Below are 20,495 nucleotides of genomic sequence, written 5' to 3' on the forward strand. Positions count from 1 at the left end.
GGCTGGGGCTTTGAAGGGATTCACCGCTGAGACGTCGGCCACGTACGGCCGAGCGGCTGGGGCTTTGAAGGGATTCACCGCTGAGTCGTCGATTACGGATAAAAACCCGCCGGCAACGCCACACTCCGATATATAAACACCCGGTCAGTGAAACCCGCGGTCCACGTCGTCCTCGTCGATCAGGTCCTCGAGCTCGGCGGAGAGCAGCTCCTCGGCCTCCTCGAAGGTGTCGGAGAGCTCGTCGAGCTCGTCCGGGCGCCCGTCGAACTCGTAGTCCATCGGGCCGAACGCCGGGGAGTCGATCGCCTCCATCACGTCCTCGAACAGGTGGTCGGCGCTCGTCGGCGCCTCCGCGTGGACCTTCAGCGTCTCGCGCAGCCGCGTCGCGGCGTCCTTCGCCTGCTCCTCGTCCGCCGGCGGCGACTGCACCGCGAACCGCCCGGGCGACTCCTCGCCCGGGAGCAGGGGGTCGAGCTCGTCGTCGACCCGACGGGCGATCTTCGTCCCCACTCCGCGGAGGTCGCGGGGGTTCTTCGCGTACGTCTTCAGGTGGTAGACGCCGACGCTCGGGTGGCCGAAGTAGAGGTCCTCGCCGAGCCCCTCGCGTCTGGAGCCGGCGACCGCGCGCCAGCCGTCGGGGTCGGTCGAGTCGCTCGCGACGTCGGCGAGGATGTCGTCCCAGTCTCGCACGCGCATGTCGGCGGATACTTATAAACGAGCGCGCTTGAGCGTGTCGGTCGGCTCGGCCCCTCGCGGCGCTCAGCGCCGGGAGCGGTACCACAGCCGCGCGAGCAGCGCCGCGCCGGCGACGAGGAAGACGACGGAGAAGGGCGTGACGGCGCCGACCGCGACGTCGACGACCCCCCACAGCACGAGCCCGGCGTACAGCGCGGCCCGGAACCGGTCCGTGTCGAACCCCTCGACGGCGACGCCCCAGACGACGAGCGCCGCGATGTAGCCGTTGACGATCACGTCGCCGAAGGCGGCGAGCCCCTGCGTCTCCAGTCGGGCGACGCCGCTGAGCGCGGACAGCACCGCGAGCGAGAGGACGATGACGAGGACCGCGGGGCGCCCGTAGCGGCGGATCGAGTCGGCCATGCCGGACCGTTCGAGCGTGCGCTTATAAATGGTCGCGGACGCGGCCGAGTTCACCGACAGCGTTTTTCGAGGCCGCCGCGGATGACGGCCGTGAACGTTCGGGGGCCGATCCTCTCCGTCGGGGAGGCGCGGACGGTGTCGACGTCGTACGGCGACCGCGAGCTCCGCGAGCTGCGGATCCGCCCCGACCGCGGCGCGGGCGACCCGGTCGACGTGACGCTGTGGGGGAAGTGGACCGAGACCGCCGAGCACGCCGAGCCGGGCATGGAGCTGCTGGTCACGGACGCCGAGGAGGACGAGTTCGCCGGCGAGACGGGGTACGCGACCACCGGCGACTCGTGGGTCGTGTTAGAGCCGGACTTCCTCGTCGACGTGACCGGGATCCGGTCGTGGGTGCAGTGCCCGCGGATGTACTACTTAAATAAGCTCTCCGGGATCCCCCTGAACTACCCCGTCGTCAAGGGGACGGTCGTCCACGAGGTGTTCGGTGACCTGCTCCGCGGGATGGATCTGGAGGACTCGGTCGCGGACCGCGTCGAGGAGGCGGGGCTCGAACTCGGGCTGTTGGGCTACGAGCCGGCGGAGGTCGCCGACGAGGTGCGCCGCAACGCGGCCGCGATCGAGGGGTGGCTCTCGCAGGGGACGCTGACCGACGAGGACACGTGGCGGTCGGAGTTCACCCTCATCTCGCCGACGTTCGGCCTGAAGGGACGCGCCGACGCGCTCCGCCGCGGGACCCCCGTGGAGCTGAAGACCGGGAAGAACACGAAGCGGGAGCCGCGCTTCCACGACAAGATCCAGGCGGCCTGCTACGCGCTCATGCTGGAGGAGCGGGGCGTCGACCCCGACATCGGGACGCTGCTGTACACGAAGAACACCGCGCTCGACCGCAACGAGGCGTCCGGCGATCTGGCGCCGGCCAAGGAGTTCTCCGTGGGCCGCGGCCTGCTGGAGTTCGTCGTCCGCGAGCGCAACGCCCTCGCGGCGATGGAGTGGCGCGCGCTCAACGACCCCGGCGAGCGCCCCACCGTCCCCACGGGGTACGAGGCCGACGCGAAGTGCCAGTACTGCTTCGAGCAGGACACCTGCATGGTCGTCTCCGGCCGCCTGGACCAGGAGTCGAAGGCGGGGTCCGTCGGGACCCCCGTTCCGGACGAGGAGCGCGACTACTTCGACCGCTTTTACGTTGCCCTCGAGGAGGAGCGCCGCGAGACCCACGCCGAGTATCGGAAGCTGTGGGAGCAGACGCCCGAGGAGCGCGCCGCGGACGACCGCGCGCTCATCGACCTGGAGCCGGTCTCGCAGACCGAGATCGACGACGCCCGGTGGGAGCTCCGGGCCCGCAAGCCGGGCGACGCCGTCTCGAAGCTCCGCGAGGGCGACGTGGCGCTCGCGAGCGACGGCGACCCCGTGACCGGCCACGGCGAGCTCGGTCGCATCACCGCGCTCGGCGGCGACGAGGTCGTCGTCGAGACCGACGAGCCGGTCGAGCTCCGACGGCTCGACGTCTACCCCTCCGAGATTTCGGTCGACCGCTCGCTCACCGCGCTCCACGACGCGATCTTAAAAGGGAGCGACGCGCGCAAGGACGTGCTGTTCGGGCGGCGCGAGCCCGAATTTCGGGGCGCCGCCGACCGTTCCACAGTCGCCCCCGACGCCTACATCGACAACAACGACGCCCAGAACGAGGCCGTCCAACTCGCCGTCGACGCCGAGGACTGCGCGCTGATCCACGGCCCGCCGGGCACCGGGAAGACGTACACCATCGCCCGGGCGATCCGCGCCTTGGTCGCCGAGGGGAACCGCGTGTTGCTCTCGGCGTTCACCAACCGCGCGGTCGACAACGCACTCGAGGCGCTCCGGGATCAGGGCTTTGACGACGTGCTCCGCGTGGGGACGAAAACCGGCGTCCGCGGCGACATGCAGGACGTGCGGCTCGTCCAGCGCGGGGACCCGAACGCGAAGGCCGCGGAACTGCGCGACGCGCCGGTCGTCGCCGCCACGACCGCGGCCTGCGGCTCCCGCGTGCTGCGCGAGTGCGAGTTCGACGTGGCCTTGGTCGACGAGGCCTCCCAGCTCACGGAGCCGGGCACCCACGCCGCGATCAACCGCGCCGACCGGTTCGTGCTCGTCGGCGACCACGAGCAGCTCCCGCCGGTCGTGCGCGCCGAGAACGACCTCCAAACGTCGCTCTTCCAGCGCCTCATCGAGGCGTACCCCGACGCGAGCGTCATGCTCGACCGCCAGTACCGGATGAGCCAGCGCATCCAGGCGTTCGCCTCCGCGGAGTTCTACGACGGCGCGCTCCGCCCGGCGACCCCCGAGGTGGCGGGCCAGACCCTCCGCGACCTCCGCGTCGACCCCGCCGACCTGCCGGAGGGGCTCGCCGGCGGCGTGAGCTCCGTCGACCCGGGCGGGAGCCGCGACGGCAACCGGAACGTCCGGGAGGCCGAGCGCGTCGCCGAGGTCGTCGACGCGTACCTCGCCGCCGGCGTCGACCCGGACGACGTCGGCGTCATCGCGCCCTTCCGCGCGCAGGTCGCGGAGATCGGCCGGCGCACCGCGGTCACCGTCGACACCGTCGACCGGTTCCAGGGCTCCTCGAAGGAGGTGATCGTCGTCTCGCTGGTCGCGACCGGCGACCTCGACGGGCCGATCTTCGAGGACCACCGGCGGATGAACGTCGCGCTCACGCGGGCGAAAAAGCAGCTGACGCTGGTCGGCGACGCCGGCGCGCTCGGCTCCGACCCCTTCTACGCGCGCCTGCTCGACTGGGCGCGGCGGTAGGCGGTCGACGCCCCGGCTCATCGCCTCGCCGGTGACGGCGAGTCGGCGTTCGACGGACGTCTCACCCCGGTCCGGTGTCGCTCGGTAAGGGGAACGCCGTCTCGCGTCCGGCCGAAACCTACTCGGGAGCTGAGAGGAGCGGCCTCCCGAATACGGCGGCCGAGCGCAACGGCGAGGCGAATTCGGCCCGAGGAGAGTTTAACACTGTCCGGCCCATAATGTCAGGAGAGACGAATGGAAGAGCTCGATCGGGTTTTGAAAAAGTACGCCACCAGCCAGGATCTCATGGACCAGATCCGGTACGTGGCCGAGACACTGAGCATAGAGTTCGACAAGTGGAACGACCAGTACGTGAGCGGTCCGAGTCTGTACTTTCTGGTCGTCGCCGAAACCGACTTCGAGGAGTACACCGACCCGCTCGGAGAGAACATCTGGCCGACCGACCGGTGTAAGATCGTCCACGACTCGCCAGAGGCGTTTCGGCGGGTCGCCGAAGACGTCGCGTTCAGCCGGGACGGCGCTATCATCGTGACCGGAGACGGGACGATCCAAAAGCAGATGGTTCGGGTTCGGAGCCCCCACCACGCGGAAGTGTCGGGGGTCGCGGAGCTCAAGTACCCCGACTGGATGGGGACCAAACACATGAGTGCCCTGGAGACGTCGCTCCGAAAGAACGTCCTGTGGGCGATCACGCTCAGCGAGGAGGACGGCCGCGTCACCACCTATCTCGACGGCACGTTTCAGGACTATCCCCGCGAAGAGATCGGCGGCCGGTGGCGACCCGAGCAGTAGCGACGCCTCGGTCAACACGCCCCGGTCGGTACGCCCCGGTCGGTACGCCGAGTATTACGCCGCGTCGTCTGACATAGCGGATCGCAGCGGAGCCGTCCGGCCTCTACTCCCCGTCCGCCTCGGGGGTCGCCTCGGTGACGATCCCCGGCTCCTTGCTCGCGATGACGACCATCCGGTCCGTGAGGTCCTCGATCGTGTTCGCGAGCTCGTCCAGCAGGATGGCGAGCTCGCGGTAGACGAGCGGCTGGTCGACCGCGTCGTCGGCGAAGGCGGTCGCGATGGCGTCGTTGCGCAGCTCGTCGCACTCGCTCTCGAGGTCGCGTATCGCCTCGATCCCCTCGGTGAGCGTCTCGGTGGCGTCGCTCCGGGCGAGCCCGCGGACGAACCCCTCGACCACGTCGCCGAGGACCGCCGTCATCTCGACGATTCGGGTGGCCATCTCCCGCATGTCGCGGAAGGGGTCGCCGTCGGCGTCGGGCCGCATCATGACCACCTCCTGAACGATCCGCTCGGTGTGGTTCGCGACCACGTCGAGCTCCTTGTAGAAGTCAAGCAGCGCGGACTCGTTGAAGTTGATCCGGGTGTTCAACAGCCCGATGTCGTCCGGACCGGCGTTGGTGATGGTCGCGGTGATCTCCCGGACCAACTCGTCGCACTCGCTCTCGATCGCCGCGATTTCGTCGATCGTCTCGCGGTACGGACCGTCGCCCGCGTACTCGTCGAGGGCCCGCGGCAGGAGGGCGACGCAGTCGTCGATCCGATCGAGGTACGCGGCGGTCTGGGTTTCGAGCTGTTCCCCGAAGTCGGCGTCGGTGGCCATACGCCGACCCACGCGCGTCGGAGGTAAAGAGGTTCCCTCGCGTTTTGTCGATCGTGAGGGTTCTGCCGGGCGTTCTCTCTACAGCCCGTCGACCGCGTCTAGCGCCGACTCGACGTCGGGCACGTCGAACCACCGCCGGTCGGTGTAGGCGTTCGTCCCGGCCGCGTACAGCTCGGAGACCGCCTCGACGACCGCCGGCGGGAGCGGGTCGGGCGCCGGCTCGCAGAGCTCGCGCCAGTCGTCGATGTCGCGGTCCGCGACCGCCTCCTTCGCCGCTTTGACGGCCTCGACCCACCCGGGGTCGTTCGCCTTGTACCACTGCCGGACGACCTCCTTCGAGATCCCGCGCCCGCCGTACGAAAAGCGGTTCTCGTCGAAGGTGCCGACCACGTCGGCGACGCGCAGCTCGCCGTCCGCGTACAGGCACTCGATCTTCCCGTCCTCGTGGACGAACCCGGTTGCCTCGGCGCGCTCGGTGACGACCCGGTTCACGTCGCGCGCGAGCGATTCGAGGGCGTCGACGTCGGCGCTCCCCGCGATCCGGTCGGCCTCGGCGCGGTCGAGGTAGCGGTCCTGCTGCTCGTACTTCGTCGAGAACTCCACGACCGGCTCCGGGAGGTCGACCGGCTCGTCCGGCCAGTCGTCGGCGTCGATGCCGAGTTCGGCGTCGAGCCCGAAGTCGGCGGGGTCGGCGCGGCGCCGGAGGCTGGACCCTACCGGGACCCGGTTCCGGAAGACGACCTCCAGCGGGACGAGGTAGTGGTCGCCGCCCGCGGCGTGGAAGGCGTCGTAGTCGTAGCCCGCGTCGGGGCCCTCGTAAGGCAGGTCGGGGACCTGCGTCAGGTCGATCGCCATCTCCGTCGGCGGCGCGCTCGCGTCGGCGAGGGAGACGGTCTCGCCCGCGTTCGCGTCTGTCACGCCCCGGTAGTGGGTCGGGACCCCGGCGGCCTCCAGCAGTTCGAAGTTGAACGCACCCATCGCACAGAGGCTCGCGCCCTTCCGCGGGATCGCGTCCGGCATCTGCCCCCAGTCGAACACCGAGTAGGCGTCGGTGAAGACGAACCGCCCCCGACCCAGCCCATCGGCGGTCGCGGCCTCGTCGACGCGGAACTCCTTGACGCTCGTCATACCGCAACGGGCGACCGCCTTCCCCATGAATCTTTCACTTACGTGGTCACCTCTCGCGTCCGTTTTGGGAAACGATCCACATCCGTGGGTAGCCGTGTTCGCTGCGACCGGGTGTCGCCGACGAGCCAGCATCGAAAGGACCACGCCGCTCGCGGGCGCACCGCCGGTATGCACGATGCGCGCGAGGTCGTCGTCCTCCGGTACGGCCACCGACCGGGACGCGACGACCGCATGACGACGCACGTCGGGCTCACGGCCCGAGCGCTCGGCGCCGACCGAGTGATCTTCCCCGACAACGCCGGGCAGTCAGCGGAGACGGTGCGGGACATCACCGACCGGTTCGGCGGCCCGTTCGCGGTCGAGCTCCGCGACGACCAGCAGGCGATCGTCCGGGACTTCGAGGGGGTCGTCGCCCACCTCACGATGTACGGCGAGCGCGTCCAAGACGTGGAGGGAGACGTCCGGGAGGCCGTCGGGATCGGCGGTCCGGACGCGACCGGCGGGGCGTCGACGCCGCGCGACCTCCTCGTCGTGGTCGGCGGCGAGAAGGTGCCCTGGGCGCTGTACGAGCGCGCCGACTTCAACGTGGGCGTGACGAACCAGCCGCACTCCGAGGTCGCGGGGCTCGCGGTGTTCCTCGACCGCCTGTTCGAGGGCGCGGAGCTGGACCGGGAGTGGGAGGACGCGGACCGACGGGTGATGCCCGAGGCGACCGGGAAGACGGTGATCGACGCCGACGACGCCGAGGACAGCGATGATCCCGGGACCGAGGACAGCGATGATCCCGGGACCGAGGACAGCGATGATCCCGGGACCGAGGACAGCGATGATCCCGGGACCGGAGCCCGGGACTGACTCGGGCTACTCGTCGCAGTCGTTCCGCTTCTCCTCCCGGTCGACGACTTCGGGCGTGCCGCTCAGGATACCGCGGAGCCGCGACATCGGCTCGCCGACGACGATGCCGTGTTCCGTGATCCGGAACTCGCGGATCGTCCGCTCGAAGTCGCTCGTCCGCTTTTTGAGGACGCCGATCGCCTTCCGGAGCTCGCCCTCCACCTCGAGGTGACGGAGGAACACGATGTTGTCCGCGAGGTAGCTCACGTTCTCCATCGTCGCCTGGAACTCCCCCGTGACGTTTCGGGTCTCGTCGACGAGGATCCCCGTCACGCCGGCGTTCTTCAGGTAGCGCCCGAGCGCGTGCATCTGCTGGAGCATCATGTCCCCCTCGCCGCGCAGCGTCAGTCGGTACCCGGAGATCCCGTCGATCATGACGATGTCGGCGCCCCGCTCTTCCACCTCTTCGCGGACCATTCGCGCGAACTCCTGTGGCGACTGCTCCAGCGCCTCCACTTCGGTCACCTGGAGCGTCCCCTTCTCCAGCATCTCGTCGACCGGGATGTTGATGGCCCGCGACCGGGTGAGGAACGTCTCCCTGTTCTCCTCGAACAGGTAGATGACGGAGCGTTCCCCCCGTCCCGCCGCCTCCTTCATGAACTGCGTGCTCAGGGTCGTCTTCCCGACCCCGGTCGGCCCGCTCACGATGCTCACCGTCCCGCGCTCGATGCCGCCGTGGAGCAGCTCGTCGAGCTCCGGGATCCCCGACGAGATCTGCTCGAACTCGGCGTCGCCCTCGCGCTGCCCGGGCTGGAGCGCCGGGTACACCACGATGCCAGCGTCCGTGATGCGGTAGGCGTGCTCGCCGCTCTGCGTCGCCGACCCGCGGAACTTCGGCACGCGGACCGTCTTGCCGTACTCGGCCGCGTCCAGCCGGATCGTCCCGTCCGTGATGAACTCGAGGTCGTCGGTCGGCAGCGACGCGGTGTTCTGGACGGTGAACAGCACGGTCGCCGCCCGGTTTTTCAGGAAGCGCATGAACCCGACCACCTGCTTCCGGAACTGGTAGTCGTCGGACAGCAGGAAGCGGAGCTGGGTCAACGGGTCGACGACGACGCGGTCGGGGTCGACCGCGGTCACGCCCTCGACGATCCTGTCTGTCAGCGGTTCCCGCTCGACCTCCGCGGGCGCGAACACCTCGTACGACTCCTCCTCGACGAACACGTCCGCGCTCGGACTCAGGTCGAGGAACTCGATCGCGTCCGTGTCGAAGCCGAGCGCGGCCGCGTTCGCCTTCAGGTCGCGGACGTCCTCTTCGAGGTTGATGAACAGCGCCGTCTCCCCCTCGTCGACGCCCTGTTGCAGGAAGTGGAAGCTCAGGATCGTCTTCCCGCTGCCGGCCTGACCGCGGACCATGTAGCTCCGCTCCGAGACGAGCCCGCCCGACAGGATCTCGTCGAGCCCCGCCACGCCGGTCGACACCCGCTCGGGTAGTGGTGTTGACATACGCCCACTGCGGGCGCGGGGTAGTTAATAAATGGGTAACTCTTAGTGGCCGCGTGCTCTGCCCTATGAGACATGGCCTTCGACTCCGAGGGGAGCGACACCGGTGTACCCTCCGGGGGATCGTCCGCTCCGGACGGCGAGGCCCGCGTCCTGCTTTGTATGCGGCCGGGACGCGACCGCGACCTGGTGGCCGAGACGCTCGGGGAGCGATACCGAATCGAGACGGCGACGGAGCCGGCGGCGCTCGACGCGGCGTTCGACTGCTGCGTCCTCGACGCGCGGGCGTTCGACCGGGCCGTCGAGGAGGTGGACCGGCGACGCGAGCGCGCGGAGCCGGTGTTTCTCCCCTTCGTGCTGCTGGTGCCGGACGCCGGCGGTGAGGCCGCGCGGAACCCGTGGGAACACGTCGACGACGTCGTCGAACTCCCGGTACAGCGGGGGGCGCTCCGGTCCCGCGTCGCCAACCTCGTCGAGCGGCGACGCACCGCGCTCCGGCTCGCGGACCGGGAGCGGCGGCTGGAGGCGGCCGTCGAGGAGCTCCGCGAGAAGGAGCGGGCGATGGACGAGGCCCCCGTGGGGATCACCCTCGCCGAGCCGGGGTCAGAGAACAAACCGCTGACCTACGTCAACGAGGAGTTCGAACGGCTCACCGGCTACGGCCCGGAGATGCTGGGGAAGGACTGCCGGTTCCTTCAGGGAGAGGGCACGAACCCCGAGACGGTGGCGACGATCCGAGAGGCGATCGACGACGAGCGGCCGGTATCCGTCGACATCCTGAACTACCGCGCGAACGGCCAGAAGTTCTGGAACCAGCTCACCGTCGCGCCGATCCGCGACGAGACCGGCGCGGTGATCCGCTACGTCGGGTTCCAGACGGACATCACGGAGCGCAAGCTCCGCGAGCGCCGGCTGGAGGTGATGGGGCGGGTCCTCAACCACAACCTCCGGAACAAGATGAACCTCATCGAGGGGTACACGGAGCTCCTGCGGGCCGAGCCCGACGAGGAGGAACGCCGGCGGTCGCTCGATGTGGTCGCGGACACGACCGACGACCTGATGCGGATCGCGGAGACCGTGCGGAAGATCGATCACACGTTCTCGGAGGGCGGGGCGGAGGGGGTCACCGTGAACCTGCGTGACCGGTTCTCCGAGCTGCTGAGTCAGATGAGCGACCGGTACCCGGACGCGACGTTCGACCTCTCGCTCCCGGACGACGACCTCCTCACCGTGAGCGTGGTGGGGATCCAGACGGCGATCGACGAGGCCGTGGAGAACGCGGTCAAGCACAACGACGCCCCGAGCCCGAGGGTCTGGATCCGCGTCGAGCGCGGCGACGAGGAGTGGATCGAGATCGAGATCGAGGACGACGGCCCGGGCATCCCGGAACACGAGACCCACGTCCTCGATCGGGGAGAGACGTCGCTGAAGCACGCGGACCGGCTCGGGATCTGGCTGATGTACTGGGTCGTGAGCAAGGCGGGCGGCGAGTTCTCGGTGGAGTCGCTCGAATCGGGCGGCACGCTCCTCCGGATGGCCGTTCCGGCGGACCCCTGACCGCGCGGGCCGCCGAGGGAGGGACCGATTACAGCGACCGCTTCGACCGGAGCCGCGCGAGTCGCGCCCGCGCTTCCTGTCGGCTCGTCCCCCGCACGCGACCGGTCTCGGCGTCCGCCATCGAGACGAGTGAGAGGCGGTCGAGGAGCGGCGGCCAGTCGGCTGCGCCGGCGGCGTCGCTGGCGAACGCGACCGCGTTGCCGAGCCCGTCGCGCTCGGCGGACCCGACACGGGCGACCGCCCCGTCGGCGTCCCGGCGCCCGCCCGCGACGTAGAGCCGGTCGCCGACGGCGGCCGGGACCCACGCCGGGAGGAGCAGGAGCCAGAGCGCGACGCCCGCGGCCGCGTACGCCCAAGACGGGACCCGGTCGCGCTCCGGCTCGTACCCGTGGATCCGGTTGACGCGGCGGTCGGCCGCTGTGCGGTCGCCGCGCCGCCCGACGAGCAGTGTCGCGAGGAGGGCCACCGTCTCGACCGCCGCGAGCGCCGGGAGCAGCGCGGTCGCGACGAGCGCCTGCCGGGTCCGGAGCCGGACGAGCGCGTGTCGGAGCGCCGCGTCGCGGTCGGCCTTCGGCAGCGAGAGCAGCCGCGTCGAGACGACGAGCCGCGAGCCGCGGTGGCCGTCGGCGACGGCGACGTTGGCGGCGTCGGCGCGGACGACCGTCACCTCGGGGGCGTCGACGCCGACTTCCTCGGCGAGGGTCGCGACGCGGTCGGCGACGAAGTCGGCGGGGCGGTCGTCCAGTTCGGCCTCCGGGAGCCGGGGGATCCGGCGGTCGACGACCGCCGGACCGAGGAGGGCGGACCCGCCGAGTCCGACGACGACCGCGGCGAGGAGCCCGCCGAGCGCGCCCGGGCCGGCGAGGTCGAGGCCGGCGGGGCCGAGGAGGGCGGCGACGGGGACGAGCGGGACGCCGGCGAGCAGGACGGGGACGGAGAGCAGGGCGATCGCGCCGAGGGCCCGACGGACTCGCGACCCTCCCGACGGGGAGCCGGAGGGGTCCGGGTCAGCCGCTCCCGCTGCCGCGTCGCCGGTCGATGCCATACGACCCTCTCGTGTCACAGCCGAGGTAAAGCTTTGCCGGAGGCGGTCCGGGGCGTTACTTCATCGCGCTTCGGGCGGCGAGACGGTCAGGACGGGGACGTTGGCGACGCGGACGATCTTCTCGGTGACGCTCCCGAGGAAGTACCGTTCGAGCCCGGTTCGACCGTGCGTTCCCATCACGATGAGGTCGACATCGCGTTCCTCCGCGTAGTCCAAGATGGCTCGGGCGGCCGTTCCCGTAAGAACCGACGCCTCTACCGACCGCAGCCCCGCAGTTTCGGCTCGGCCGATGATGTCGTCGACGGCCCGTTGACCCGCGTCCTCTAACGCGGTCAGCACCTCGGCGCTACCGAAATCTCCCGAAAGGGGGAGGAGATCGACGGCGTGGACGACGTGCATCGCCGCACCGGCCGTCTCCGCGATAGCTACGCCGTGATCCGCGGCAACGCTCGCCGCGTCGCTTCCGTCGGTCGGCACGAGGACCGTCTCGAAGTCGGGGTCGAGCGCGACGTCCTCGTGGACGGTGAGGACCGGCACCGGCGAGGTGCGGAGCGTCCGCTCAGTGACGCTCCCGAGGACGAGGCGGTTCAACCCCGTTCGCCCGTGCGTTCCCATCACGATCAGGTCCACATCGTGGTCTCTTGCGTAGTCGGTGATCGTCTGATGAACCGGGCCGGCGGTCTCCACGACCCGTGTCGTCGCCGACACGCCGGCGTCCGCCGCCTGGTCCCTGAGTGTCGCCAGCGTCTTCTCTCCGCGTCGAGTCACCTCCTCGACGACTTCCGATTCGACGTCAGCCGGGGACATCTCGCGTTCGACGACGGTGATCGCGTGGAGTGAGGCGTCGAAGCGCCGTGCGAGGTTCAGCGCCGTTTCAGCCGCCGTCTTCGCGGCAGCGCTCCCATCCGTCGGCACCAGTATCTCGCTGTACATACGTTCCCCTTCGAGTCGAGACGTTATGAATTTAGACCAACAGGTAGGGCCGGAACGAGGGGGCGTGTCTCGGCGCTCGGATCCGCGGCGGTTCGCGGCGGGTGCCCGCTTCCCGACAGCCCGTGAGTTCGCACTCGTCGTCAGCGGCGACCGCTCCTTCCGGAGCTTTTAACCCGGTTCCTCCACCAGATCCACGTAATGGCTTTTGAGGATCTACTGAACGACCCCGTCATCCAGAAGTACCTCCACGAGCTGGTGGGGCCGACGGGGATGCCGGTCGCGGCCGCGCCGCCCGACGGCGAGGTCACCGACGAGGAGCTGGCGGAGGAGCTCGGACTGGAGCTCAACGACGTCCGACGCGCGCTGTTCATCCTGTACGAGAACGACCTCGCCACCTATCGTCGGGTGCGCGACGAGGACTCGGGATGGCTCACGTACCTCTGGACGTTCCACTACGACAACATCCCGGAGAACCTCGAGGAGGAGATGTACCGCCTGCTCGACGCCTTAGAGGAGCGCGAGGAGTACGAGCGCACCCACGAGTTCTACCTCTGTGAGGTGTGTTCGATCCGCTTCGAGTTCGGCGAGGCGATGGACTTCGGCTTCGAGTGTCCGGAGTGCGGCTCCCCGGTCGAGGCGATGGAAAACGACCGGCTCCGCGAGGCGATGGGACAGCGCGTCGAGGAGCTTCGCGACGAGCTCAACGTGGACGTGACGGGCTGATGGTCGTCCTTGCAACCAAGTGCTCCGTCGAGGGGGACGCCCGCGACCGCGCGCTCGACGGGATGGACTCGCTGGTCGCCAACGACGTCGGCGAGCTCGCCGTCGACTGGCAGGTCGGGGTCCGCGACGACGACTTCGTCCAGGTGGACGTGACCGGCGAGGACGCGGCGGTCGCCCGCAACGTCCTCGCGGAGACGTGGGGCGAGATCGTCGCCCACGACGACGGGCTGGAAGCCGGCGAGGAGTACGTCGGCACCCTCGAGTCGTGGGACGACGACGGCTTCGTCCTCGACGCCGGCGTGGACGTCCGGATCCCCGCCGACGAGATCGGCCTCGGGAGGGGCTCGCCCGACCAGGTCGTCGAGCGGTTCGGGCTGGTCCAGCACCTCCCGGTGCGGTTCATCTACGGCGGCGACGTCGGCGACCCCGACGCGGAGCCGAGCCGGCTGGCGGACGCCGAGCGCGACCGCCTGTACGACTGGCAGCGCGGGGACGGCCGCCTCAACGTCAACTCGGCGACCCGGGGCGAGGTCCGGGCGACCGTGAACCGCGCGGGCCACGCGCAGGACATTGTCACGGTCGAGCGACTGGGGCTCTTAGAGCAGAGCGTCGTCTGCACCGAAGACACCGACCCGCCGGGGCTGTTGGCCGCTATCGGCTCGTACCTCCCGGCCGAGATGCGCTGCGTCGTCTGAGCCGTGAACCGACGCTTCGCCCTCGCGATCGCGGTCGTTGCGCTGCTGGCCCTCAGCGCCGGCTGTCTCACCTACATCAACGACGGCGGCGACGTCGCGAACGAGACGCTCGACGCCGAGCCGCCCCAGGAGTACGACTTCGCGACCGAACGCGACGCAGAGATCAACCTGTCGACGGGGACGCAGTACACCGCAGTGTACAACGTCTCCGGCGTCGAGGAGGTGCGGTTCTACCGACAGACCCCGTACGCGGGCGACCAGCCTTTCGAGTTCGAGGCGTTCCGGTACCAGTACCCCGACGGCGAGGTCGTGAACGGGACCGAGTTCCGCGCCCGCGGCGGGGAGGTCGAGCGCACCCCAGACGAGACGTGGGTCCGGTTCGGCGACGAGATGGAGGGCGGCCGGATGGCCATCTCCGCGTCCGGGTCGCCCCGCCGTTTCACCACACTCACCTACGTCGAGGGGTCGTACGCGGTGACGCTTCCGCCCGGATTCAGCACCGAGTTCCCCATCGTCGGGCACGTGTCGCCCCGGGACCACGAGATCGAGACGGTCGACGGTCGCGACCGGATCACGTGGGACTCCGTCACGAGCGGGTCGGTCGTGGTCCAGTCGTACCGCGAAACGGACCTGCTCGTCTTCGGAGTGATCCTCGCGATCGCCGCGGTCGCCGCGGTCGTCGGGACGGCGTACTTCCGGCGTCAGCTGCAGGAGCTCCGCGAGCGGCGCCGGCAGATGGGGCTCGGCGTCTACGAAGACGACGAGGAGTAACTGTAGCCCTTTTTCAGTGCGCGTCGCCTTGTGCGGGTATGGACGCCGCAATCGTCACCGTCGGGGACGAACTCCTCGTCGGCGACACCGAGAACACCAACGCGACGTGGCTCTGCGGCCGGCTCGACGCCCGCGGCGTGACGGTCCGCCGGGTGACGGTCGTTCCGGACGAGATCGCCGAGATCGCGCGCGTCATCAACGAGTACCACGCCGAGTACGACGCCGTGATCGTCACCGGCGGGCTCGGACCCACGCACGACGACGTGACGATGGAAGCGGTCGCGGCCGCCTTCGGGCGGGACCTCGTCGCCAACGACGAGGCCGCGGACTGGCTCGCCGAGCGGGGCTACAGTGCGGACGACCTGGTCGCCGAGACCACCCACCTCCCGGCCGACTGCCGGCCGCTCCCCAACGAGGCGGGCGTCGCGCCCGGCGCCGTCGTCGAGTCGGCGTACGTCCTCCCGGGCGTCCCGGCGGAGATGGAGGCGATGTTCGAGTTGATCGCGGACGAGTTCGAGGGGACGCAGACCCACACCGTCACCGTCGACGTGGACGAGCCGGAGAGCGAGCTGCTAGAGCGGTTCACGGAGCTTCAAGAGGCGTTCGACGTGAGCGTCGGGTCCTACCCCGGCGAGAGTGTGCGGGTGAAGATCACGGCGACGACGGCCGATGAGGCGGAGCGCGCCGCCGAGTGGGTGCGGGAGCGGTCGGAGCTGACCGATCCGGAGAACTGAGAGCGGCCCGAACCCTACCGGTAGAGGTACACGACCCACAGCGCGGTGATCACGAGGCTCGCGACGAGCACGGCGGTCGCGGTCGCGTCGATCGGGAGCGGCTCGACCGGGGCGGCTTCGAGTAGCATAGGTCGCGCTTGTTCTGGGGGCGTCTTAATATTGATCTTCCGGCGGCGAGACGCGTCCCGCTTAAGGGCTCGCCGCCGAAGGACCGGACATGCACGTCGGATTCGTTGTGAACCCGGTCGCCGGGATGGGCGGCCGCGTCGGGCTCAAGGGCACCGACGGGAAGGTGGCGGAGGCGGTCGCGCGCGGCGCGGAGCCCCGCGCGCCGGACCGAGCGCGGCGGGCGCTGGAGCGGCTCGCAGCGGTCGCGCCCGAGGCCCGCGTCTCGACCGCCGCCGACCCCATGGGCGAGCGGCTGGTCCGCAAGGCCGGCTTCGAGCCGGTCCGCGTGGTCGACCCGTTCGACGGCGCGGCGCCCGACACCACGGAGACGACCGCGGAACACACCGCGTGCGTCGTCGAGGCGTTCGTCGGCGGCGACGACCCGGTGGACCTCGTCCTGTTCGTCGGCGGCGACGGCACGGCGGCCGACGTGGGGGCGGCTTTGGAGCGGACCGACGCTGAGACCCCGATGCTCGGCGTCCCCGCGGGGGTGAAGGTGTACTCGTCGGTGTTCGCCGTCTCCCCCGAGGACGCGGCCGAGGTCGCGGCCTCCTTCTCCCGCACCGAGCGCCGAGAGGTGGTGGACATCGACGAGGACGCCTACCGCGAGGGGGAGGTCCACCCGGAGCTCCGGGCGGTCGCGCGCGTCCCGGTCGCCGACGACCTCCAGTCGTCGAAACAGACCGCGAGCGGGACGGTGGAGTCGCTCGCGGAGGGCGTCGCGGCCGACATTCGCGAGCGGGAGGGCGAGGGCGTCGCCTTCGTGCTCGGACCGGGGTCGACGGTCGGCGAGATCAAGGCGGAGCTGGGGTTCGAGCCGTCGCCGATCGGCGTCGACGTGTGGCGCGACGGGGCGGTGGTGGTCCGTGACGGCACCGAGGCGGAGATCCTCGACGCGCTCGGCGAGGAGAACGTGATCGTCGTCTCGCCGATCGGCGGACAGGGGTTCGTCTTCGGTCGGGGGAACCCGCAGCTGTCGCCGGCGGTGATCCGGCGCTGTGACCTGCGGATCGTCGCCTCGCGGACGAAGCTCGACGACGTGCGGGCGCTCCGCGTCGACACCGACGACCCCGACCTTGACGCGGAGCTCGCCGGGTGGGTGCGCGTCCGCGTCGGCAAGTTCGAGACGCGGATGATGAAGATCGTGTGAGGCGGCCGCCGATCGCGGGACGCGCTTCGAACGTCCGAATCGGGGGCTCCGAGCTCACGTCGAGGGGCCGTCGCCCGCGACGGCGAAATAGCCCTCGCCCGCCACGATCGCCGCGACCGCCGCGACCGGGACGACGACGGGGCCCGCGACGCCGAGCGCGTACAGCGCGACGCCGACGAGCACGCCGACCGCGAGGACGGCGAGCCGCGAGACGAGCATCCGCATCGGCTCGGAGAGGGAGTCAAACACGGGCGGACCTGGCGCCGAACGGGTAAAAATCGACCGGGGAGGCCGGTCCGTGAAGACGGCGAAAACGCACCCATGCGACGGCGTTTTAAATACGGACGCCGTACCGTGCTATATGATGACACAGATCGCCGCGCCGCCCGGATCCCCCGAGGGATCCGGCGTCGTCGACCGGGGCAACAGGCTTATTCCCGAACCGGGTGGAGTTACGGACAACCCCCGCGAGGAACCATGAACGAAGTCCAACTCGAAGTGGCGAAGGCGTACCCGAACGACTCGGGACGCGGCATCGCCCGCCTCGACCCTGACACGCTGTTGCACCTCAAGCTCTCGCCCGGCGACATCATCGAGATCGAGGGCGCGGAAACCACCGCCGCGAAGGTCTGGCGCGCCGACCGCCAGGACTGGAACACGGACACCGTCCGCGTCGACGGGTTCACCCGGCAGAACGCCGACGTCGGTATCGGCGAGCGCGTGACGATCCGGAAGGCGGAGGCCGAGAAGGCCGACAAGCTCGTCTTGGCCCCGCCCGAGGAGGCGTCGGTCCAGTTCGGCTCCGACGCCGCCGGCATGGTGAAACGCCAGATCCTCAAGCGGCCGGTCGTCGAGCGCGACATCGTCCCCGTGATGTCCTCGACGAACCACCCGTTCATGCGGTCGCCCGGGCAGGCGATCCCGCTGATCGCGGTCGAGACGGAACCCGACGGCGTCTGCCTGATCACCGAGGACACCGAGGTCGAGCTGCGCGAGGAGCCGATCTCCGGGTTCGAGAAGACCGGCGGCGGCATCACCTACGAGGACATCGGCGGGCTCCAGTCGGAGATCCAGCGCGTCCGCGAGATGGTCGAGCTGCCGATGAAACACCCGCAGATCTTCTCGAAGCTCGGGATCGAGCCGCCGCAGGGCGTCCTGCTCCACGGGCCGCCGGGCACCGGGAAGACCCTGCTCGCGAAGGCCGTCGCCAACGAGACCTCGGCGTCGTTCTTCTCCATCGCCGGCCCGGAGATCATCTCGAAGTACTACGGCGAGTCCGAACAGCAGCTCCGGGAGATCTTCGAGGACGCGAAGGAGGAGTCGCCCTCGATCATCTTCATCGACGAGCTCGACTCGATCGCGCCCAAGCGCGAGGACGTGACCGGCGAGGTCGAGCGCCGGGTCGTCGCCCAGCTGCTGACGATGATGGACGGGCTCGAGACGCGCGGGCAGGTGGTCGTCATCGGCGCGACCAACCGCGTCGACAGCGTCGACCCCGCGCTCCGCCGTCCGGGGCGGTTCGACCGCGAGATCGAGATCGGCGTCCCCGACGAGGTGGGCCGCAAGGAGATCCTCCAGATCCACACCCGCGGGATGCCGCTCTCGGACGACGTCTCCCTCGACCACCTCGCCGACGAGACGCACGGGTTCGTCGGCGCCGACATCGAGAGCCTGACGAAGGAGGCCGCGATGAAGGCGCTCCGGCGCTACCTCCCCGAGATCGACCTCGACGACGAGGAGGTCCCGCCGAGTCTCATCGACCGGATGATCGTCAAGCGCGACGACTTCTCCGGCGCGCTCACGGAGGTCGAGCCCTCCGCGATGCGCGAGGTGCTCGTCGAGCTCCCGAAGATATCGTGGGACGACGTCGGGGGGCTCAACGAGGCCCAACAGCAGGTCCAGGAGTCGGTGGAGTGGCCGCTCACCTCCCCGGAGAAGTTCGATCGGATGGGCGTCGACGCCCCGAAGGGCGTGCTGCTGTACGGCCCGCCCGGCACCGGGAAGACGCTGATGGCGAAGGCGGTCGCCAACGAGACGAACGCGAACTTCATCTCGGTGAGGGGGCCGCAGCTGCTCTCGAAGTGGGTCGGCGAGTCTGAGAAGGCGATCCGGCAGACCTTCCGGAAGGCCCGGCAGGTGAGCCCGACGATCATCTTCTTCGACGAGCTCGACAGCCTCGCGCCCTCGCGCGGCCAAGAGATGGGGAACAACGTCTCTGAGCGCGTCGTCAACCAGCTGCTCACCGAGCTCGACGGGCTCGAGGACATGGGCGACGTGATGGTGATCGGCGCCACCAACCGCCCCGACATGATCGACCCCGCGCTGCTGCGCTCGGGCCGGTTCGACCGGCTCGTGATGATCGGGCAGCCGGACCAGGGCGGCCGCGAGCAGATCCTCGACATCCACACGCAGGACACGCCGCTCGCGCCCGACGTGAGCCTCCGCGAGATCGCCGAGATCACCGACGGCTACGTCGGCTCCGACCTCGAGGGGATCGCCCGCGAGGCCGCCATCGAGGCGCTGCGCGACGACGACGACGCGGAGGAGGTCGAGATGAAGCACTTCCGGCGCGCGCTGGAGTCGGTCCGCCCCACGATCAACGACGACATCCTCGCGTACTACGAGGAGGTCGAAGAGCAGTTCAAGGGCGGCAGCGGCAACGCGATCCGCGACACCGGCGGGAAGATCGGGTTCCAGTAACGCTCGCGGCGTCCGTCCCGTTCCGCGCCTTTTAACCCCGCCAGCGACCAACGAGGGGTATGTCCCAGCCGCGCGTCCCCGGCGGTGACGAGAACACGCTGGAGCTGCCGTGCGGGCAGACGATTGCGTCCGGCGAGCTGGACCTGGGGATGCGCGAGTTCGAGTGCGACTGCGGCGAGACGCACGCGGTCGTGATGGACGTGCACCCCCCGGAGCGGTTCCTCCCGGACTTCTTGGTCGACGTGCTCCGCGAGGCGATCGAGACGACCAGCGAGGAGATGCCGGAGTTCGACACGCCGCACCTGCTCGGCGTGGTCTTGGAGGAGTTCCCGGAGGCCGTCGTCGCGCACGACGCCAGCGAGAACGCCGACGTGGGGTACGCGATGGCGTGGGTGACGGAGTTCGACTCCCGCCGGCTTCACGAGATCGTCGTCGAGCTCGTCGTCGAGCTGATGGAACACGCCGTGAGCCACGCCGACGACGACGAGGCGCTCTCGGCGTTCGAAGCGGAGATGGTCGAGTTCGACGTGAACGAGTTCGTCGACCAGTACCGCGCCGAGCGCGACCTCGAGGCCGAGGACCCGTACGCCTGAGTTCGCCCCGCTTTCTTTTCACTATCCACCGGAGGCCGGCTCAGACAGCCGACCCTCGACGCTACGCCCCTCGTGTCAGACGCTCGTCCGACTGTTGTCTCACTGAACCATATATATTCGGGGACCGTACGTAAGACGTATGAGCGCCGGCGAATACGACCGGTACGACCGGATCCGCGGCGTGCTCGCCGAGGCCGAGGAGCCGCTGACGGCGCGGGAGATCCTCGCGCTCGCCGGGGAGTGCGAGGAGATCGACAGCCCCCACCGCGTCGCCACCGTGTTGGGCCGGTGGGCCGAGCGCGGCGAGGTCGAGGTCATCGCCGATCGGCCGTACCGGTACCGCCTGGAGGCCTGAGCGGGGAGCGCCGGCTGAGTCGCTCCGACCCGTTCCCGCGGCCGGCCTCCGGACCGATCGACGCCCTTGTCACTAGCTCGCACTCGCCATGCGACGACATACCTTGCGA

20 protein-coding genes are annotated in these 20,495 nt (G+C 69.9%); 12 read left to right on the forward strand and 8 right to left on the reverse strand.

Annotation, left to right across the window (positions count from 1 at the left end; translation table 11 throughout):
• Positions 1 to 144: 144 nt before the first annotated feature.
• Complete coding sequence (locus C468_RS08005; protein ID WP_008848382.1) at positions 145 to 696, reverse strand: hypothetical protein; 552 nt, start codon at positions 694 to 696, stop codon at positions 145 to 147.
• Between the two features lie 63 nt (positions 697 to 759).
• Complete coding sequence (locus C468_RS08010; RefSeq protein ID WP_008848383.1) at positions 760 to 1,098, reverse strand: hypothetical protein; 339 nt, start codon at positions 1,096 to 1,098, stop codon at positions 760 to 762.
• A 90-nt stretch (positions 1,099 to 1,188) separates the two neighbouring features.
• On the opposite strand from C468_RS08010, the gene C468_RS08015 reads away from it, so the two are divergent.
• Positions 1,189 to 3,885, forward strand: coding sequence for an AAA domain-containing protein (locus C468_RS08015; RefSeq protein WP_008848384.1), 2,697 nt, complete (start codon positions 1,189 to 1,191; stop codon positions 3,883 to 3,885).
• A 234-nt stretch (positions 3,886 to 4,119) separates the two neighbouring features.
• Positions 4,120 to 4,677, forward strand: coding sequence for a diadenylate cyclase (locus C468_RS08020; protein WP_008848385.1), 558 nt, complete (start codon positions 4,120 to 4,122; stop codon positions 4,675 to 4,677).
• Positions 4,678 to 4,780: 103 nt separating this feature from the next.
• Here the strand turns inward: C468_RS08020 and C468_RS08025 are convergent, their stop codons facing one another.
• Positions 4,781 to 5,497, reverse strand: coding sequence for a DUF47 domain-containing protein (locus C468_RS08025; protein WP_008848386.1), 717 nt, complete (start codon positions 5,495 to 5,497; stop codon positions 4,781 to 4,783).
• A 78-nt stretch (positions 5,498 to 5,575) separates the two neighbouring features.
• Complete coding sequence (locus tag C468_RS08030) at positions 5,576 to 6,625, reverse strand: phosphoribosylaminoimidazolesuccinocarboxamide synthase (RefSeq protein ID WP_008848387.1); 1,050 nt, start codon at positions 6,623 to 6,625, stop codon at positions 5,576 to 5,578.
• A gap of 168 nt (positions 6,626 to 6,793) precedes the next feature.
• Between C468_RS08030 and C468_RS08035 the strand changes: the two genes are divergently transcribed.
• The gene (locus tag C468_RS08035) at positions 6,794 to 7,480 is read left to right on the forward strand and encodes a tRNA (cytidine(56)-2'-O)-methyltransferase (protein ID WP_008848388.1); all 687 of its coding nucleotides are present in this window, start codon (positions 6,794 to 6,796) and stop codon (positions 7,478 to 7,480) included.
• 6 nt (positions 7,481 to 7,486) lie between these two features.
• Here C468_RS08035 and C468_RS08040 read toward each other — a convergent pair whose 3' ends face one another.
• Positions 7,487 to 8,965: an ATPase domain-containing protein gene (locus C468_RS08040; RefSeq protein ID WP_049912135.1), complete on the reverse strand. Its 1,479-nt coding sequence runs from the start codon at positions 8,963 to 8,965 to the stop codon at positions 7,487 to 7,489.
• A 72-nt stretch (positions 8,966 to 9,037) separates the two neighbouring features.
• On the opposite strand from C468_RS08040, the gene C468_RS08045 reads away from it, so the two are divergent.
• Positions 9,038 to 10,519, forward strand: a complete 1,482-nt coding sequence (locus C468_RS08045) for a PAS domain-containing protein (RefSeq protein ID WP_008848390.1) — start codon at positions 9,038 to 9,040, stop codon at positions 10,517 to 10,519.
• Positions 10,520 to 10,547: 28 nt separating this feature from the next.
• Here the strand turns inward: C468_RS08045 and C468_RS08050 are convergent, their stop codons facing one another.
• Positions 10,548 to 11,564: a hypothetical protein gene (locus C468_RS08050; RefSeq protein ID WP_008848391.1), complete on the reverse strand. Its 1,017-nt coding sequence runs from the start codon at positions 11,562 to 11,564 to the stop codon at positions 10,548 to 10,550.
• Positions 11,565 to 11,624: 60 nt separating this feature from the next.
• The gene (locus C468_RS08055; RefSeq protein ID WP_008848392.1) at positions 11,625 to 12,497 is read right to left on the reverse strand and encodes a universal stress protein; all 873 of its coding nucleotides are present in this window, start codon (positions 12,495 to 12,497) and stop codon (positions 11,625 to 11,627) included.
• Between the two features lie 198 nt (positions 12,498 to 12,695).
• Here C468_RS08055 and C468_RS08060 point away from each other — a divergent pair, with 198 nt between their 5' ends.
• The 5 genes from C468_RS08060 to C468_RS08080 all read left to right on the forward strand — a co-directional run bounded on the left by C468_RS08060 (position 12,696) and on the right by C468_RS08080 (position 16,738).
• Complete coding sequence (locus C468_RS08060; protein WP_008848393.1) at positions 12,696 to 13,220, forward strand: transcription factor TFIIE subunit alpha; 525 nt, start codon at positions 12,696 to 12,698, stop codon at positions 13,218 to 13,220.
• Positions 13,220 to 13,915 carry a DUF2110 family protein gene (locus C468_RS08065; RefSeq protein ID WP_008848394.1) on the forward strand — a complete coding sequence of 232 codons (696 nt, stop codon included), beginning with the start codon at positions 13,220 to 13,222 and terminating at the stop codon, positions 13,913 to 13,915. The genes C468_RS08060 and C468_RS08065 overlap by 1 nt, the downstream gene beginning before the upstream one ends.
• 3 nt (positions 13,916 to 13,918) lie before the next feature.
• A complete protein-coding gene (locus C468_RS08070; protein ID WP_008848395.1) occupies positions 13,919 to 14,686 on the forward strand; it encodes a DUF5803 family protein in 768 nt (255 codons plus the stop codon).
• Between the two features lie 38 nt (positions 14,687 to 14,724).
• Entirely contained in the window at positions 14,725 to 15,420 is a 696-nt protein-coding gene (locus C468_RS08075) for a competence/damage-inducible protein A (RefSeq protein WP_008848396.1), read from the forward strand.
• A gap of 217 nt (positions 15,421 to 15,637) precedes the next feature.
• The gene (locus C468_RS08080; RefSeq protein ID WP_008848398.1) at positions 15,638 to 16,738 is read left to right on the forward strand and encodes an ATP-NAD kinase family protein; all 1,101 of its coding nucleotides are present in this window, start codon (positions 15,638 to 15,640) and stop codon (positions 16,736 to 16,738) included.
• A gap of 54 nt (positions 16,739 to 16,792) precedes the next feature.
• Here C468_RS08080 and C468_RS08085 read toward each other — a convergent pair whose 3' ends face one another.
• On the reverse strand, positions 16,793 to 16,987 hold the full coding sequence (locus tag C468_RS08085) for a hypothetical protein (protein ID WP_049912136.1): 195 nt from the start codon (positions 16,985 to 16,987) through the stop codon (positions 16,793 to 16,795).
• A gap of 228 nt (positions 16,988 to 17,215) precedes the next feature.
• Between C468_RS08085 and C468_RS08090 the strand changes: the two genes are divergently transcribed.
• The 3 genes from C468_RS08090 to C468_RS08100 all read left to right on the forward strand — a co-directional run bounded on the left by C468_RS08090 (position 17,216) and on the right by C468_RS08100 (position 20,386).
• Positions 17,216 to 19,438, forward strand: coding sequence for a CDC48 family AAA ATPase (locus C468_RS08090; protein WP_008848399.1), 2,223 nt, complete (start codon positions 17,216 to 17,218; stop codon positions 19,436 to 19,438).
• A 59-nt stretch (positions 19,439 to 19,497) separates the two neighbouring features.
• Positions 19,498 to 20,031 (forward strand): DUF5815 family protein, encoded by a 534-nt coding sequence (locus C468_RS08095; protein WP_008848400.1) that lies wholly within the window; start codon positions 19,498 to 19,500, stop codon positions 20,029 to 20,031.
• A 139-nt stretch (positions 20,032 to 20,170) separates the two neighbouring features.
• Positions 20,171 to 20,386 carry a hypothetical protein gene (locus tag C468_RS08100; RefSeq protein ID WP_008848401.1) on the forward strand — a complete coding sequence of 72 codons (216 nt, stop codon included), beginning with the start codon at positions 20,171 to 20,173 and terminating at the stop codon, positions 20,384 to 20,386.
• Positions 20,387 to 20,495 lie beyond the last annotated feature (109 nt).

This window comes from Halorubrum kocurii JCM 14978 (genome assembly GCF_000337355.1).
GTDB lineage: Archaea > Halobacteriota > Halobacteria > Halobacteriales > Haloferacaceae > Halorubrum > Halorubrum kocurii.

Bases quoted from the DNA above. Each gene is read 5' to 3' on its own strand.
- C468_RS08005 (WP_008848382.1), bottom strand. From the start codon at position 696: ATGCGCGTGCGAGACTGGGACGACATCCTCGCCGACGTCGCGAGCGAC.
- C468_RS08010 (WP_008848383.1), bottom strand. From the start codon at position 1,098: ATGGCCGACTCGATCCGCCGCTACGGGCGCCCCGCGGTCCTCGTCATC.
- C468_RS08020 (WP_008848385.1), top strand. From the start codon at position 4,120: ATGGAAGAGCTCGATCGGGTTTTGAAAAAGTACGCCACCAGCCAGGAT.
- C468_RS08025 (WP_008848386.1), bottom strand. From the start codon at position 5,497: ATGGCCACCGACGCCGACTTCGGGGAACAGCTCGAAACCCAGACCGCC.
- C468_RS08030 (WP_008848387.1), bottom strand. From the start codon at position 6,625: ATGACGAGCGTCAAGGAGTTCCGCGTCGACGAGGCCGCGACCGCCGAT.
- C468_RS08035 (WP_008848388.1), top strand. From the start codon at position 6,794: ATGCACGATGCGCGCGAGGTCGTCGTCCTCCGGTACGGCCACCGACCG.
- C468_RS08040 (WP_049912135.1), bottom strand. From the start codon at position 8,965: ATGTCAACACCACTACCCGAGCGGGTGTCGACCGGCGTGGCGGGGCTC.
- C468_RS08045 (WP_008848390.1), top strand. From the start codon at position 9,038: ATGGCCTTCGACTCCGAGGGGAGCGACACCGGTGTACCCTCCGGGGGA.
- C468_RS08050 (WP_008848391.1), bottom strand. From the start codon at position 11,564: ATGGCATCGACCGGCGACGCGGCAGCGGGAGCGGCTGACCCGGACCCC.
- C468_RS08055 (WP_008848392.1), bottom strand. From the start codon at position 12,497: ATGTACAGCGAGATACTGGTGCCGACGGATGGGAGCGCTGCCGCGAAG.
- C468_RS08060 (WP_008848393.1), top strand. From the start codon at position 12,696: ATGGCTTTTGAGGATCTACTGAACGACCCCGTCATCCAGAAGTACCTC.
- C468_RS08065 (WP_008848394.1), top strand. From the start codon at position 13,220: ATGGTCGTCCTTGCAACCAAGTGCTCCGTCGAGGGGGACGCCCGCGAC.
- C468_RS08075 (WP_008848396.1), top strand. From the start codon at position 14,725: ATGGACGCCGCAATCGTCACCGTCGGGGACGAACTCCTCGTCGGCGAC.
- C468_RS08080 (WP_008848398.1), top strand. From the start codon at position 15,638: ATGCACGTCGGATTCGTTGTGAACCCGGTCGCCGGGATGGGCGGCCGC.
- C468_RS08090 (WP_008848399.1), top strand. From the start codon at position 17,216: ATGAACGAAGTCCAACTCGAAGTGGCGAAGGCGTACCCGAACGACTCG.
- C468_RS08095 (WP_008848400.1), top strand. From the start codon at position 19,498: ATGTCCCAGCCGCGCGTCCCCGGCGGTGACGAGAACACGCTGGAGCTG.
- C468_RS08100 (WP_008848401.1), top strand. From the start codon at position 20,171: ATGAGCGCCGGCGAATACGACCGGTACGACCGGATCCGCGGCGTGCTC.